The 14,339-nt window shown below is 69.5% G+C and carries 14 protein-coding genes and 1 pseudogene; 7 read left to right on the forward strand and 8 right to left on the reverse strand.

The window, feature by feature from the left end; translation table 11 throughout:
- Positions 1–6: 6 nt before the first annotated feature.
- The 3 genes from ABZ078_RS31030 to ABZ078_RS31040 are packed head-to-tail and all read left to right on the forward strand — an operon-like array spanning position 7 to position 2,976.
- Positions 7–1,005 (forward strand): sugar ABC transporter permease, encoded by a 999-nt coding sequence (locus ABZ078_RS31030; RefSeq protein WP_356580718.1) that lies wholly within the window; start codon positions 7–9, stop codon positions 1,003–1,005.
- Complete coding sequence (locus ABZ078_RS31035; RefSeq protein WP_356580720.1) at positions 1,002–1,835, forward strand: carbohydrate ABC transporter permease; 834 nt, start codon at positions 1,002–1,004, stop codon at positions 1,833–1,835. Before ABZ078_RS31030 ends, ABZ078_RS31035 begins: the two co-directional genes overlap by 4 nt.
- Positions 1,836–1,890: 55 nt before the next feature.
- Positions 1,891–2,976, forward strand: coding sequence for an endo-1,4-beta-xylanase (locus tag ABZ078_RS31040; RefSeq protein WP_356580722.1), 1,086 nt, complete (start codon positions 1,891–1,893; stop codon positions 2,974–2,976).
- Positions 2,977–3,182: 206 nt separating this feature from the next.
- Here ABZ078_RS31040 and ABZ078_RS31045 read toward each other — a convergent pair whose 3' ends face one another.
- Positions 3,183–3,389, reverse strand: a complete 207-nt coding sequence (locus ABZ078_RS31045) for a DUF5999 family protein (protein ID WP_356580724.1) — start codon at positions 3,387–3,389, stop codon at positions 3,183–3,185.
- Positions 3,390–3,883: 494 nt separating this feature from the next.
- On the reverse strand, positions 3,884–4,507 hold the full coding sequence (locus ABZ078_RS31050) for a hypothetical protein (RefSeq protein ID WP_356580726.1): 624 nt from the start codon (positions 4,505–4,507) through the stop codon (positions 3,884–3,886).
- Positions 4,508–5,072: 565 nt separating this feature from the next.
- On the opposite strand from ABZ078_RS31050, the gene ABZ078_RS31055 reads away from it, so the two are divergent.
- A complete protein-coding gene (locus ABZ078_RS31055) occupies positions 5,073–6,590 on the forward strand; it encodes a glutamate-cysteine ligase family protein (RefSeq protein ID WP_356580728.1) in 1,518 nt (505 codons plus the stop codon).
- Between the two features lie 127 nt (positions 6,591–6,717).
- Here the strand turns inward: ABZ078_RS31055 and ABZ078_RS31060 are convergent, their stop codons facing one another.
- Positions 6,718–8,529: a substrate-binding and VWA domain-containing protein gene (locus tag ABZ078_RS31060; RefSeq protein ID WP_356580730.1), complete on the reverse strand. Its 1,812-nt coding sequence runs from the start codon at positions 8,527–8,529 to the stop codon at positions 6,718–6,720.
- A 194-nt stretch (positions 8,530–8,723) separates the two neighbouring features.
- On the opposite strand from ABZ078_RS31060, the gene ABZ078_RS31065 reads away from it, so the two are divergent.
- On the forward strand, positions 8,724–9,524 hold the full coding sequence (locus ABZ078_RS31065) for a type II CAAX endopeptidase family protein (RefSeq protein WP_356580732.1): 801 nt from the start codon (positions 8,724–8,726) through the stop codon (positions 9,522–9,524).
- 97 nt (positions 9,525–9,621) lie between these two features.
- Here the strand turns inward: ABZ078_RS31065 and ABZ078_RS31070 are convergent, their stop codons facing one another.
- The 3 genes and pseudogenes from ABZ078_RS31070 to ABZ078_RS31080 form a co-directional block, all read right to left on the reverse strand.
- Positions 9,622–10,431: a PhzF family phenazine biosynthesis protein gene (locus ABZ078_RS31070; protein WP_356580734.1), complete on the reverse strand. Its 810-nt coding sequence runs from the start codon at positions 10,429–10,431 to the stop codon at positions 9,622–9,624.
- Positions 10,432–11,001: 570 nt separating this feature from the next.
- A pseudogene (locus ABZ078_RS31075) lies at positions 11,002–11,192 on the reverse strand (IS481 family transposase); the annotation flags it as partial.
- A 71-nt stretch (positions 11,193–11,263) separates the two neighbouring features.
- Positions 11,264–11,629: a VOC family protein gene (locus ABZ078_RS31080; RefSeq protein WP_356580736.1), complete on the reverse strand. Its 366-nt coding sequence runs from the start codon at positions 11,627–11,629 to the stop codon at positions 11,264–11,266.
- Positions 11,630–11,721: 92 nt separating this feature from the next.
- Between ABZ078_RS31080 and ABZ078_RS31085 the strand changes: the two genes are divergently transcribed.
- Complete coding sequence (locus ABZ078_RS31085; RefSeq protein WP_356580738.1) at positions 11,722–12,687, forward strand: WYL domain-containing protein; 966 nt, start codon at positions 11,722–11,724, stop codon at positions 12,685–12,687.
- 175 nt (positions 12,688–12,862) lie between these two features.
- Complete coding sequence (locus tag ABZ078_RS31090) at positions 12,863–13,480, forward strand: PadR family transcriptional regulator (protein WP_356580740.1); 618 nt, start codon at positions 12,863–12,865, stop codon at positions 13,478–13,480.
- Positions 13,481–13,606: 126 nt separating this feature from the next.
- Here ABZ078_RS31090 and ABZ078_RS31095 read toward each other — a convergent pair whose 3' ends face one another.
- On the reverse strand, positions 13,607–14,038 hold the full coding sequence (locus tag ABZ078_RS31095; RefSeq protein WP_356580742.1) for an SRPBCC family protein: 432 nt from the start codon (positions 14,036–14,038) through the stop codon (positions 13,607–13,609).
- A 119-nt stretch (positions 14,039–14,157) separates the two neighbouring features.
- A complete protein-coding gene (locus tag ABZ078_RS31100) occupies positions 14,158–14,337 on the reverse strand; it encodes a hypothetical protein (RefSeq protein WP_356580744.1) in 180 nt (59 codons plus the stop codon).
- Positions 14,338–14,339: the final 2 nt, after the last annotated feature.

The following is a 14,339-nucleotide window of genomic DNA, read 5'->3' on the forward strand; positions in this document are numbered from 1 at the left end:
CCGGCGATGACGTCCACGTTCCTGCCGGACAAGCGGACCGGACCCGACATCGACCTGCCGCCCCCGTCCGCCGGCGCGGCCCCGGGGCGGACCCGGCGGCGCGCGCTGCACTGGCTCACGGCGGTCGGCTTCCAGGTACCCGCCCTGGTGCTTTTCCTCGTCCTGGTGCTGCTGCCGATCCTGTTCGCCCTCTACGCCGCCTTCTTCCGCTGGGGCGGCTTCGGGATGCCGTCGGACTACGTCGGCTCCGACAACTTCACCCGGTTGTTCCAGGACCCGGTCTTCCTCGGCGACCTGTGGCGCTGCCTGGTCCTGGTCGTGCTGTCCCTCGCCGTCCAGCTGCCGTTCGCGCTGGCCATGGCCGTGCTGCTCAACCAGCGGCTGCGCGGCCGGGCGGTGTACCGGATGCTGTTCTTCGCGCCGTACGTGCTGTCCGAGGCCATCACCGGAATCCTGTTCGGCATGATCTTCGCCCCGGACGACGGCTTCGCGGACCAACTCCTCGGCAGGATCGGGCTGGACGGGCTGGGCGGGGAGTGGTTCGCCGACCCGTCCATGGTCATGGCGACCCTCTTCCTGGTCATGACATGGAAGTACTTCGGCTTCCACATGATGCTCTACCTGGCCGGACTGCAGGCCGTCCCGCGGGAGTTGACCGAGGCCGCGCTGATCGACGGCGCCGGACCCTGGCAGCGTTTCCGCAATGTCACCCTGCCGCTGCTCGCGCCGACCCTGCGCATCAGCGTGTTCCTGTCCGTCATCGGGTCGATCCAGCTGTTCGACCTGGTGTGGGTGACCACCGCGGGCGGCCCCGACCACCACTCCGAGACCATGGCCGTGACCATGTTCCAGTACGGCTTCAAGCGCTACCAGGTCGGCTACGCCAGCGCGATCAGTGTGGTCATGTTCGGCATCAGCCTCGTCTTCGCCCTCGCCTACCAGCGGTTCGTGCTCCGCCGCGACCTGGAAGGGGCCACCACGACCATGCGGGGTGACGCAAAGTGACGATCAGGCAGAAAAGTCGCAGGAACCTTCCGCTGCACCTCGTCCTGGTCGTCGTCGGCGCGGTCATGGCCGTCCCGCTGCTCTACGCCGCACTGTCCGGCTTCAAGTCCACCGACGAGCTCTCCCGCAACCCGGTCGGACTGCCCGAATCGTGGGTCACCGCCCACTACACCGGGCTCCTCGGCTCGGGGGACTTCTGGCGCCTGATCGGGAACAGCACGCTGATCGCGGTGGGCACGACCGTCCTGGTCGTCGCGGTCTCCGCCCTGTCGGCCTTCTCCTTCGCGCGGTTCGCGTTCCGCGGCCGGGAGGTGCTGTTCACGCTGTTCACCATGGGGCTGATGTTCCCGTTCGCGGTGGCGGCCCTTCCCCTGTTCCTGCTGCTGCGCTCCCTCGGCCTGCTGGACAACCCGCTCGGCGTGATCCTCCCGCAGGCGGCCTTCGGACTGCCGATGACGATCATCATCCTCCGGGGCTTCTTCCGGCAGATCCCCGGTGAGCTGGAGGAGGCGGCCACGCTCGACGGGTGCGGCTCGTTCGGCTTCTTCTGGCGGGTGCTGCTGCCCATGGCGCGGCCCGCGCTCGGCACGGTCTCGGTCCTCGCGGTCGTCACGAGCTGGAACAACTTCTTCCTGCCGCTGCTGGTGTTCACCAACGCGCAGTGGTGGACGCTGCCGATCGGTGTCCAGCAGTTCCAGGGGCAGTACTCCGCGGACTACGCCAAGGTCTTCGCCTACCTGGTGCTGGCCATGATCCCCGCCCTCGCCTTCTACTCGGTCGCCGAGCGCCAGCTCGTCGGCGGCCTCACCGCCGGCGCGACCAAGGGATGACGCGCGCAGGCGGACGTACGGCTCAACACACCACCGCTACGTGAGGAGTCGCACCATGCGCAGTAGTACGACCACCCGCACCCGCACCCGCACCCGCTCCCGCCTCAGACTCGCCGGAGCCCTCGCCGCCGTGCTGGTCGCGGCCGGCGTCGCCACCGGCCCGGTGGCCCAGGCGGACGAGCGGCGCGGCAAGGAACCCACCCTGGCCGACCTCGCCCAGCGTCACGGCCGCTACTTCGGCAGCGCGACCGACAACCCCGAGCTCACCGACGAGCCGTACAAGGCCCTGCTCGGCAGCGAGTTCGACCAGATCACCCCAGGTAACAGCATGAAGTGGTACGCCACCGAACCCCGGCAAGGTGTCTTCGACTTCTCCAAGGGCGACGAGATCGTGGAGCTCGCCCGCGCCAACCACCAGAAGGTGCGCGGCCACACCCTCGTCTGGCACAGCCAGTTGCCCGGCTGGCTCACGAGCCGCGAGTGGACGGCGAGCGAGCTGCGGGCCGTCCTGAAGAAGCACATCCAGACCGTGGTACGGCACTACCGGGGCAAGATCTACGCCTGGGACGTCGTCAACGAGGCGTTCAACGAGGACGGCACCTACCGCGAGACGATCTTCTACAGGACGCTCGGCCCCGGTTACATCGCCGACGCCCTGCGCTGGGCCCACCAGGCCGACCCGAGGGCCAAGCTCTACCTCAACGACTACAACGTCGAGGCGATCGGCCCCAAGAGCGACGCCTACCACCGGCTGGCCAAGGAGCTGAAGGCCCAGGGCGTCCCCCTGCACGGCTTCGGCCTCCAGGCCCATCTGGCGCTCCAGTACGGCTATCCGGCCACGTTGGAGGACAACCTCCGCCGCTTCGCCCGGCTCGGCCTCGACACGGCGCTCACCGAGGTCGACGTACGGATGCCGCTGCCTGCGACCGAGGAGAAGCTGGCGCAGCAGGCCGACTGGTACCGGGAGATGACCGAGGCGTGTCTGGCGGTGCGCCGGTGTGTGGGAATCACGCTGTGGGACTACACCGACCGATATTCGTGGATCCCCGCGGTGTTCCCGGGTGAGGGCGCGGCACTGCCGTGGGACGAGGACCTGCGTCCGAAGCCGGCGTACTTCGCGCTGCGGGAGGCGCTGAAGTAGGCCGCCGGTCACTGTCCCGGGCGTCGGTACAGCGGGCGCCCGGGACGCTCGACGGAGACACGAGCGGCTACGCCGGGTGACCGCCCCTGGACGCACGTGGGGGCCGGCTCGCAGTGAGAGTCTGCGACCGGCCCCTGGAAGTACGCCGGGCGTCCGTCGTTCCGCCCGTGGTGCAGGGCTTCGCCGGCGGAATACGCCGGCAGGCACTACGCCGGGGTCATCACCTTGCCGGTGCCCAGCGGACGGTGCGGGGCGATGATCTGGCCGTCCGGCAGGAGCTCACCGGTGTCCTCGAAGAGCAGGACACCGTTGCACAGCAGGCTCCATCCCTGCTCCGGGTGGTGCGCCACGAGACGGGCGGATTCCCGGTCGGCGGAGTCGGCTGAGGGGCACGGTGGCTGGTGCTGGCACATGGATGGGATCTTTCGCTCTGTCGTGGTGGCTGAGATGGCTGTCTGGTCTGTTTCGCGGCGTGAAGCCTCGTTCATGGCCGCCCCCCGTTTGATAAGTCGGTCGGAACCCAGTGTTGCCCCACGGGCGTCAATCCGCAGGGATTTCGCAGCACCCGCTTCTCACAGATTGATGACGCATCCGCCGCCCGGATGGTTCACCCCAACTCCCCTGTCCCTTCGGGGGGTTCGCCGTGGTCGGATGGGGCTGGTCCGGGCGGGCCGGGCACCCTGCGGGGCTCGTTCGAGCGTATTGTCGCTCGTGCGAGCGAGACCTTTCTCGTGGTCGCGCATTTTCACGCTCAGGCGAGTCCTTTGCCGCTCGTACGAGTACTTCTACGGCTTGTGCGCGCGCCTTTCCTGATTGTCCGATCCGAGACTGGTCCCACCGCGAACAGCGGCGTACCCCGCTGCCCGGAACGGGGCGACGGGGTACGGAGCGCTCGCGCGGGGTGCTGTCAGGCGGGGGAGCCGAGCAGCGGGGGCAGGGGAGGCAGCGGAGGGAGCGGTGCGGGGGTCGGTGCGGGAGTGGCCCGATGGGTGAGCACCGGAAGCAGCTCGGCGACGCGGTGCGGGAGGTGGGAGGCGATGCCGGGCGGCGCCGGGGCCAGCGGGATCAGGATGTCCGCGGCGTCGGGGTGGCCCGAGGCGCCGTCCGCCGTGCGGTCGCCGTGCAGCCAGAGGGTGAGCATGTACAGGCCGGGGAACGACAGCAGGCGCGGCTGGTAGGGCTGCTTGATCGCCTCGGCCTGGCGCAGGGCGCGCTCGGTGGAGGCGATGTAGGGGCCTTCGAAGAAGTGCGAGAACGCCCAGCCGTCCGGAGTCAGCCGGGTCTCGGCCGCGGCCACCGCGCGGTCGCCGCAGCGGATCAGGAACCGCCAGCCGGCCAGCCGGGTCGCGGAGACACCCGCAGGGGTGATCTCGTCCACGACATGCACGGGCAGCGGAAGTTCGGGGGTGGTGGGGCCCTGGGCGGCGCGCAGGGAGGGAGTTCGGGCCTCGCGGACCGCGGTGGGCGAGCCGAGCGCGGTCAGGACGGAGCGAAGTGCGGGCGCGGGAGCCGGGGGAACATGCAGCGGCATGGTGGGTCGCCTCTCATTTGACAGGCACGGTGGCGCGAGGGCGGGGGCGGGGGCGGGGGCGGACGACGCTGTCTGCTCACGGAGGTCAGAGAGGCGGGGGCCGGGTCAGGGAGCGCGAGGGGGGTGAGTGATGCCTGCCGCGCGTGACCTGACGGCAGATCCTGAGACCATGGGCGCCAACCCTCTGCCTTGATTGCGGAGTTTATACGACGAGTGTTCAGACCATGTTTCGTCTAGCCGTTTTCGGCGCACTCGGCAAGGGTTCAATCGGCCGGTGATACGCGGGAAACATCCCGATTCCCGGCCGGTCACGCGACGATGACCTCGAAAAACACCCCGGGGGTGGTCGGCCAATTCTCATCGGCGTTTTTCACGAGTTCGTGAGCGACCGGAAACTGCTCCATGCACCTTGCCCGGTGAATGTGCCGCCGGTCACGTCCGACAGAGTAGCGGGCACCGGACCCGCGTGGGACGTTATCGATCGCTTCCGCTGGGCATCATCCCACCTGACCCGGGAGACCAGCGGCCGGATCTTCGGCCCGCCCATCCGAGGAGGGAAGCTTCGATGGGGGAGAAGGTCGTGGCAGGTCGGTTCGATCTGTCCGATCGGCAGCACTACCGCAGGAAGCTGCGGCAGTGTCTGACGGGCCTGGAGCGGTTGCTGGAGGAGAAGCGGTTCGATCGTCCCAAGAACCTCATGGGGCTCGAGATCGAATTGAATCTCACCGGCGCCGAGGGCATGCCGAGAATGTTGAACGGACAGGTACTGGAGCGGATCGCGAGTCGCGATTTCCAAACAGAACTCGCCATGTTCAATCTGGAAGTCAACATAGCCCCACACAGGTTGGAGGGGCGAGTATTCGACCGGCTTGCCGAGGAACTCCGCACGTCTCTGGCATATGCCGATCGAAAAGCGAGTGAGCTCGACGCGGGAATCGTGATGATCGGCATTCTGCCGACGCTCGACCGGGACGACCTGGTCTCCTCGAATCTCTCCGACGTCGACCGGTACGCCCTGCTCAACGAGCAGATCGTGGCCGCCCGCGGCGAGGACTTCACGCTCGACATCGATGGCGTGGAGCACCTGACCTGCACGTCGAAGTCCATCGCCCCCGAGGCCGCCTGCACCTCCGTGCAACTGCACCTCCAGGTCACCCCGGGCCGCTTCGCCGACGTGTGGAACGCCGCCCAGGCGGTCGCCGCGGCCCAGATCGCCGTCGGCGCCAACTCACCGTTCCTGTTCGGGCGCGAGCTGTGGCGCGAGTCGCGACCGCCGCTGTTCCAGCAGTCCACCGACACCCGCCCGCCCGAGCTCCAGGCCCAGGGCGTGCGGCCGCGCACCTGGTTCGGGGAGCGGTGGATCTCCTCGGCCTACGACCTCTTCGAGGAGAACTTCCGCTACTTCCCGGCCCTGCTGCCGATCTGCGACGACGAGGATCCACTGGAGGTCCTGGACGCCGGGGGCACGCCGACACTCGCCGAGCTCGTCCTGCACAACGGCACCGTGTACCGCTGGAACCGCCCGGTGTACGGCATCGCCGACGGCGTACCGCACCTGCGCGTGGAGAACCGCGTGCTGCCCGCCGGGCCCACCATCACGGACGTGATCGCCAACGCGGCCTTCTACTACGGCGTCGTCCGCGCCCTCGCCGAGGAGTCGCGGCCCGTCTGGACCCGGATGCCCTTCGAGGCGGCGGCCGACAACTTCGACGCGGCGTGCAAGCACGGCATCGACGCGCGGCTGCGCTGGCCGCGGCGGGGGCGGTACGGCGGGACGACCGAGGTCGACGCGGTGACCCTCGTCCGCGACGAGCTGCTGCCGCTGGCCGAGGTCGGCCTGGACGCGTGGGGAGTCGAGCCGGCCGACCGGGACCTCTACCTGGGCGTCATCGAGGAGCGGTGCCGGAGGCGGATGAACGGTGCGACCTGGCAGTCGGCCACCTTCCACCGGGCGCTGGAGGCGGGGCTGACCCGGGAGGCGGCGCTGGCCGCGACGACCCGCCGGTACCGCGAACTGATGCACCGCGGGGATCCGGTCCATACCTGGCCGGTGGGCTTGCTGGAGCCGGTGCCGGCGGGGTGAGGGCGTGGCAGGGAGCCGACGGGAGGACGAGCGAGTCCGGGGCGGGCGGCCGAGGTGACCGCGGACCGCCGGAGCGCGCGGACGTGGTGGATCGCCGTCGCGGCGGATTCCAGGAAACCTGGTTTCGTCAGCCCTGGTTGCCCGAGGAACCTGCCTTCACGATTGCCTTGAGGATCACCGAGTGGATCTGGGACGGATCCGTGACGGCGTGGCCCGAGCCCCCCGTCGCTTCGGCGATTCGGGCGGCCTCCTCGCGGTCGGCGTCCGGGCCTACGGCGATCACGATGAGGGTGACCGGGCGCTCGGGGTTGGTGAGGCGCTCCAACTGGGCGAGGAGATCGGTGCGGGAGATGCTGCCCGGGTCCTGGTTCACGCCGTCGGTGAGGACGACCAGGGCGTTGAACCTGCCCTTGGTGTAGGAGGCGGTCGCCGACTTGTACGCGGCGAGCGCGGTGTCGTAGAGGCCGGTCGCGCCGTTCGGCACCGGAGCCAGGCCGTCGAACGCCGCCGACAGCCGGTCGCGCTGGGTGCCGCCGTCCTTCCGGTCGCCGAGCCGCTCGGTCGGCACGAGGACGCGGTAGTCCTTGGAGCCGTCGAGCTTGGTGGAGAAGTCCCACAGACCGATCTCGTCCTGCGGCGTGAACGTGGCCAGAGCCTGCAGCAACGACGCCTTCGTCACGTCCATCCGCGACTTCCCCGTGCCCGGCACCGGCTCGGACATGGACGCGGAGGCGTCCACGACCGTGGTGATCCGCGCGCTCTGCACGGTGATCGTCCACACGCCGAGCGTCTCCTGGAGCGCGGTCGCCGAGGCCGGCCGACCCGGCGGCTCCTCGTACGGCTGCGGACCGCTGCCGCCGGCCCGGGCGACCAGCGCGTCCGGCACCTCGTCGTCGGACGTCCGGAAGCCGTGCCGCTCCAGCAGCCGCCGCTGCCCGGGCTCGCGGAGGTAGCTCATGAACCGGATCGCGGCCCGGCTCTCGTCGGTCGTCAGTCCGGTCTGGTCGAGGAGGGCGTACGGGTAGTCGAGCCGGGGTGAGCCGTCCTTCGGGTAGAAGAGGTTCAGGCTGCCGCCGCCGTCGGAGTTGTACGCGTACGCCGCCTGCTCGGTGACGATCAGCGCCTGGTTGCGCCTCGGGTTGCCCTGCTCGGTGCCGGAGGCGTCGCGCGGCAGGGTGTCCAGGACCTGGCCGTCACTGTCGGAGACGCGCTGCGACAGCGCCTTCATCATCGCCGCGGCCTGGGTGTCCCCGCCCTCGACCTCGGCGGCGGACGCGCTCAGCCAGGTCAGGGCGAGCAGACCCGTCGCGCTGCGCGCGGGATCGGCGGCGCCGAGCCGGAGTGAGTCGTCGCCCAGACCCGCGCCGGCCAGCTCCAGCCAGCCGTACGTCTTCTTCGGCCAGCCCAGCGACTTCGCGGCCGCGGGCACCATCGCCATGCCGACCGGCGTGGATGCGACGCGGCCCACCGTGGAGAGATCGGCCGTGCCGCCGTCCTCCGTGAGCCGCTGGATCCACACCTCCGAGTCCGGCACCCACACCTCGGCGCCCGGATCCTTGCCCGCCAGGAGCGTGTCCGTGACCTTGTACGACTCCCGCGGACTCACCGTCACGGCGACGCACCGCCCGTCGGAGGTGAGGTCGGCTCCGCGGGCCTGCTCGGCCGCCGCTTCGAGGGCGGGGGCCAGGTCGGGGGAGGCGGCCAGGGTCAGCCGGACCGGGTCGTCCTGGCAGGAGGAGCCGAACGAGAGCAGCCCGCCCTTGACCGCGGCGGCCGTACCGCCGGCGGCAGCCAGGACGAGGACCGTCCCGACGGCCACCGTACGGCGGCGTGTCCGGCGACGGGGGTCGCGTCGGCGGGGGACGCGGCGGCGGGGGACGCGGCGGCGGGGGTCGCTGCCGCCCGCCCCATACTGATCGGGCAAGCTGTGACGTCCCATGACGGTGGCGCCCCTCCCTGTAGCCCTGCCGAACCTCGTGCCGGAGTCCGGCCGTATGGCAGGCAAAGGGGCGGTGCGCCCCGTACGGCGCCCGTCCCCCCAACGGCCTGTCGCGCACGGTCTTCGTAACTGCTTTCGAGACCCTAGCGGGGCGGCGATGTGGATGAGGCGGGATTACTCAACTGGAGGCAGGTGTGCAGGGCGAGGCAGGCCCCGTGGCCGATTCTTTTCCGCATGAGCGGCCCACGCGACGGATTTTCCGGGACGAGACGCTGCTCGTTCTGGGGCTTTCGCTCGGTGCGAGCGGTGTATCCGCCCTGATCAGTTTTGTCGGATCGGTCACCAAACCTGGCGGTCTCAAGGATCAGGCGGCCACGCTCAACGCCTCGGCGGCCCCGGGCCGTCCCTGGCTGGATCTCGCCTGGCAGCTTTTCGGGATCACCACCGCGCTGGTGCCCGTCGCCCTCGTCGCGCACTTCCTGCTGCGCGAGGGAGCGAGCCTGCGCACCCTCGGCTTCGACCGCACCCGGCCCTGGTCCGACCTCGGCCGTGGAGCGGCGATCGCGGCGGTGATCGGCAGCACCGGAATCGCCTTCTACCTGGCCGCCCGTGGGCTCGGCTTCAACCTCACGGTGGTGCCCGAGGCGCTGCCCGACGTGTGGTGGAAGTACCCCGTGCTGATCCTGTCCGCCCTCCAGAACGCGATCCTCGAAGAGGTCATCGTCGTCGGCTATCTGCTGCGCCGGCTCGGCCAGTTGGGCTGGACGCCCGGCACCGCCCTGGTGGCCAGTTCCGTGCTGCGCGGCTCGTACCACCTGTACCAGGGCATCGGAGGCTTCCTGGGCAACATGGCGATGGGCGTGGTCTTCGTGTACCTGTACCGGCGCTGGGGCCGGGTGGGTCCGCTGGTCGTGGCGCATTCCCTGCTCGACATAGGGGCGTTCGTGGGGTATGCGCTGCTGGCCGGAAAGGTGGGCTGGCTGCCGACGGCGTGATCTTCTCGAAGGGGGCGGCGTACGCCCCTTTCGTACGCCGCCCCCTTCGGCGTTCCCGCGTTCCCGCGTTTGCGCCTTCCTGCCAGCCGGACCGGTCCTAGGCGATCAACTCCCCCTCGATGACGGTCACCGCGTGGCCGCTCAGCAGCGTGCGGTCGCCGCGCAGCTCGGTGCGGACGCGGCCGGTGCGTGGGGATGCCTGTAGGCCGGTGAGTGCGGCCCGGCCGAGGCGCTGGGACCAGAAGGGGGCGAGGGCGGTGTGCGCGCTGCCGGTGACCGGGTCCTCGTCGATGCCGACGTTCGGGAAGAAGCAGCGGGAGACGAAGTCGTAGCCCAGGCCGGAGTCCTCGGCGCGGGCGGTGGCGATGATGCCGCGCTCGGAGTAGGTGCCGAGAGCCCGGTGGTCGGGGGTCAGGGCGTGCAGCGTCTTCTCGTCGGCCAGTTCGAGGAGCAGGTCGCCGACGTTCGGGCCGGTGTCGAAGGCGAGGAGAGGTTCGGCGCCCAGCGCCCGCGCGACCCCGTCCGGGACCTCGACCGGCGTGAGCGGGGCGGTGGGGAAGTCCAGCGTGAGGGAGCCGTCCTCGCGGGGCGTGGCGACGAGCACGCCACTGCGGGTGGCGAACCGTACGGGCCCCTCGTGGGTGCCGGTGCTGTGCAGTACGTGGGCCGTGGCGAGCGTGGCGTGCCCGCACAACGCCACCTCGGCGACAGGGGTGAACCAGCGCAGCGCCCAGTCGGCCTCGCCGCCCTCGGGCAGCCGGTGCGCGAACGCCGTCTCGGCGTGATTGACCTCCATGGCCACCTTCTGCAGCCAGTCGTCGTCCGGGAAGGCGTCGAGGAGCAGGACCCCGGCCGGGTTGCCGGCGAAGGGGCGGTCGGTGAAGGCGTCGACGATTCGAATCCGCATGGCGCTGACGCTAGGGGGCGCGGGGAGGCGGCTGCCAAGGCCAATTCGGGGGCGCTGGACCGATTTTCTGGACGGTGGGGTCGTACGTCCGTGTATCCAGGTGCGTCATCCGCGTCATCCGCGTCATCCGCGTCATCCGCGTCATCCGCGTCATCCGCGTCATCCGCGTCATTCCTGGTCATCCCTGGTCAGCTGGAGGTTGGAGACGCCCGTGAACACCCCGCCAACCGAACAGCCGGACGACTTCGCCCGCTACCTGACGGTCCTGCCCGGCTGGCGGGCGTTCGCCGCCGGCCTCCCTCAGCAAGCCGATGGTCATGCTCAGCCAGGCCGAGGGATGGGCTCTGGGGGTGTTGACCCATCCGTCTTCTTCAAGCCGGTGGCGTGCGGACAGTGCCAGAAGCCGCTAGATCGCCGCAAGGATGGCTGGACGCGGCGCTGGTGCTCGCGCAAGTGCTACCGGTTGTCCCGCGGTTGGCCTGAGCGGCCGCAGCGGGACCAACTGTATGAGGGCTCGACGTTGGTGACGCCCTCGCGGAGGCGTGCTGCTGGCGGCTTTGGTTCGTCGGTGATCCGTTGCGCGGACCACTTGTGCTCGCGGCGCCAGGACTCGATCTGCGCGATGACCCATGCTGGAGTCGCGTCCGGCGCATGCGCGAGAGATACCCATCTAGCGGCGACGTGGGCGATGGGACGCGTCTGGCACCGCTTCACGAGCCGCCTACGCCCTCGGCGCTCAGGGGCGCATTCGCGTGGGGCACTCGTCGTTCTCTCGAAGTCAGACAACGGCAGGCGCGACACCTATCGTGCGCGCCTGCCGCATGGTGGCCTTTCAGCCCTGCGGTGCCACGCGGATACGGTTCCCGTCAGGATCGGCTGCGAGGAAGGTCAGCCCGAACCCCAGATCATGAGGCTCGCGCAGGATCGTGACCCCCTTGGACTGCCACTGCTTGAAGATCGCGTTGAGCTCGTCGGGTCCACTGTCGATGGCCAGGCACACCTCACTGGTGCGCGGGACGTCCGGTGACAGATCCTCGAACTGGCCAGACCACAGAGCGAGGTCAGCGCCGGGCCCGAGGTCGAAGGTGATGTAGCCCGGAGTCTCGAACGAGGGGGTCATGCCGAGGAGGTCGCCGTAGAAGCGAGCTGCGGCGGGAGCGTCGTTCACGTAGACGATGGACAGGACGGATGTGGTCATGGTTGTTCCTTCTCGCAGGTCGTTGGTACGCATCCATCAGCCTGACCGGGATATGCGCCGCATCGTGTCGCAATTCCTGAAAACCTTGGCACGTGACCCCAGACCGCTTCTTCACCCTGATGCTGCTCCTCGCATCAAGGGATGCCGTGACCACACAGGAACTTGCCTCGGCGCTCGGGGTGTCCCTTCGAACCATCACCCGGGACCTGAACTGGCTCCGCGACGCCGGTCTCCCGGTGACTGCACAACGGGGCCGCCTCGGAGGCGTGACCATGCTGCCCGGGTCCGGGCTCGACCTCACGCGACTTACGCCGGGCGAGCTTGATCATCTGTCGCTCACCGGGCTGGATGAGAAGCAACGTGCGGAGCTCAACGCATCCGTCGAAAGCCGGCGCGCGCTCTCCAAGATCGGCGCTGCACAGTCACGTCGGGTTCATGAGCTCCTGCCGCTCACCGACGTAGTGCACGTGGACAGCCGTCCTTGGCTCCAGGCACGTACTTCCGGCACGACTCCGGCTTCGCTGATCGGCGCAGTGCGGCGAGGTCGTCGGCTACGGATCGAGTACGACAGCCCACGCGCGTCATGCCCACGCGTCCTGGTCGTGGATCCCTACGGGCTGCTCGCCAAGGCCGGCACCTGGTACCTCGTCGCCGACCGTGCCCGAGTGCCACGGATGTACCGACTCGAACGGATCACGACGTGGAAGGAAGTCGACCAGCCACGACGGATCCGCGAGAGCCAGACCCTCGCCACCGTCGCTGCAGCGCTCGTTGCTCAGTGGGAACACAACCACGCGATAGAGGTCAGCGCCACCATCGACCAGACCCAGATCGAGCGAGCGCAACGGATCTTTGGCCAACGACTCGTCCGGGACGACCATGACGAGTCCGCCACCGGCCACAAGGTGACGATCCGTTTCTTGCATCTGGAGGACGTGCGAGCACTACTGCCGTTCGGGAGCGCCATCACTGTGCACGGCCCCACCGAAGCCAGGGCTCACCTCCGCGACCTCGCCACCAACCTTGCCCACCACTATGCGCCGTCACCAACGTCCTGACCCGCGACAACCAACAGGCGATCGATCGATCACGGTCGCAGACGGCCGGCACTGAGGCAATCAACCTTCACTGCGCCAGGTCACGCGCATCTTGCCCTCGGCTCTTGCCGTACGAGCTATTCCGATATATCGTTGAGGCATCGCGACAGATCAACGATGGAATGGAGTGATTGCGATGCGTTCCCACGGATTCGAGCGTGGACACGGTGGCCACGGTGGGCACGGCCGAGGTGGCTTCGAGGGGCTCCGCGGTGCTTTCGGGCCCTTCGGTCCCGGCGGTGGGCCCGGCTTCGGCGGGCCTGGATTCGGACCCGGCCCCTGGGGGCCGAGGGGGCGGGGCGGACCGCGAGGGAGGGCGCGGCGCGGTGACGTACGGGCATCGATCCTCGCCCTGCTGAAGGACCGCCCCATGCACGGCTACGAGATGATCCAGGAGATCGCCGAGCGCAGCGGCGGGGCGTGGAAGCCCAGCCCCGGCTCGGTGTACCCCACCCTCCAACTGTTGGAGGACGAGGGCCTGATCGCCAGCGAGACCGAGGGCGGCAAGAAGCTGTTCTCGCTCACCGAGGCGGGCCGTGCCGCTGCCGACGAGGCGCCCGACGCGCCCTGGGAGGAAGCCTCCCGCGGCGTCGACTGGGAGGCCCTCGGTGAGATCCGTCAGGCCGGTTTCGGTCTGATGGAGGCCTTCGGGCAGGTCTGGAAGACGGGTAGCAAGGAGCAGCGCGAGAAGGCGCTCACCGTCATCAACGACGCCCGTAAGCGGCTGTACCTCATCCTCGCCGACGAGGACTGAGGCCGGTCGGCGGTCTCCCCGCCGTGAGAGAGGGCGCCCCGTGGAGTGGTCCGCGGGGCGTCCTCGTGTGCGGGCGGGCGGTGCGGGGGTGCCGTGCTCCGTCTGGAGGGTGGTGTGTGTGAGGGCTCAGGTCACCAGACCCGCCAGCTTGCGCAGCGACTCGTTCAGGGCCGCCGTGGCCGAGTCCTTGAGCCTGCCCGCCATCAACGACACCGCCGCGCCCGTGAACTCCCCGTCGATACGCACGTCGGTGGCGCCGTCGCCGGCCGGTGTCAGCGTGTAGCGCGTGGCCACGGTCACCGCCATCGGCCCCTTGCCGCGGATGGCGAGCACGCGTGCCGGTTCCAGTTCCTCGATGGTCCACTCGACCTCGGCCGGGAACCCCATGAGCTTCATGTTCTCCTGGAAGGTCGCGCCCACTTCGAGGGTGGTGGGGCCTCCGCCCGGAAAGCTGGTGTGGGTCGCGTTCCACTCGCCGTACGCCGACCAGTCCGTCAGCTGTGCCCAGACCTTCTCGGCCGGCGCCTCGATGCATGCCTCCGCGCTGACTTCGGCCATGCGACCACCCCTTCGTCTCGGGCTACGGTGTTGCGGAACGTAGCGGCATGGTCTGGAACATTCAATACTGATGAACCGTCAGAAAGCGTGGAGGCCGTGGAGACGCCGGCCGGCCGGGCTCAGCCCACCAGCCGTATCACCGCCGCGTCGAACAGACCCCACGCGCGCGGGAACGCGCTCTCCTCGTGGCAGTGCCACGCCTCCCAGAACAGATCGGTGAGCAGGGCCTCCTCGGGGGCGTACGCGCGGTAGCCGTACTGTCTGCGGAGCGCTCTGGTTGCGCGGCGGGGGCGCGGCAAAA

It is taken from the genome of Streptomyces sp. NPDC006385 (genome assembly GCF_040612485.1).
Classification (GTDB): domain Bacteria; phylum Actinomycetota; class Actinomycetes; order Streptomycetales; family Streptomycetaceae; genus Streptomyces.

Bases quoted from the DNA above. Each gene is read 5' to 3' on its own strand.
- ABZ078_RS31030 (WP_356580718.1), top strand. From the start codon at position 7: ATGACGTCCACGTTCCTGCCGGACAAGCGGACCGGACCCGACATCGAC.
- ABZ078_RS31040 (WP_356580722.1), top strand. From the start codon at position 1,891: ATGCGCAGTAGTACGACCACCCGCACCCGCACCCGCACCCGCTCCCGC.
- ABZ078_RS31045 (WP_356580724.1), bottom strand. From the start codon at position 3,389: ATGTGCCAGCACCAGCCACCGTGCCCCTCAGCCGACTCCGCCGACCGG.
- ABZ078_RS31050 (WP_356580726.1), bottom strand. From the start codon at position 4,507: ATGCCGCTGCATGTTCCCCCGGCTCCCGCGCCCGCACTTCGCTCCGTC.
- ABZ078_RS31055 (WP_356580728.1), top strand. From the start codon at position 5,073: ATGGGGGAGAAGGTCGTGGCAGGTCGGTTCGATCTGTCCGATCGGCAG.
- ABZ078_RS31060 (WP_356580730.1), bottom strand. From the start codon at position 8,529: ATGGGACGTCACAGCTTGCCCGATCAGTATGGGGCGGGCGGCAGCGAC.
- ABZ078_RS31070 (WP_356580734.1), bottom strand. From the start codon at position 10,431: ATGCGGATTCGAATCGTCGACGCCTTCACCGACCGCCCCTTCGCCGGC.
- ABZ078_RS31080 (WP_356580736.1), bottom strand. From the start codon at position 11,629: ATGACCACATCCGTCCTGTCCATCGTCTACGTGAACGACGCTCCCGCC.
- ABZ078_RS31090 (WP_356580740.1), top strand. From the start codon at position 12,863: ATGCGTTCCCACGGATTCGAGCGTGGACACGGTGGCCACGGTGGGCAC.
- ABZ078_RS31095 (WP_356580742.1), bottom strand. From the start codon at position 14,038: ATGGCCGAAGTCAGCGCGGAGGCATGCATCGAGGCGCCGGCCGAGAAG.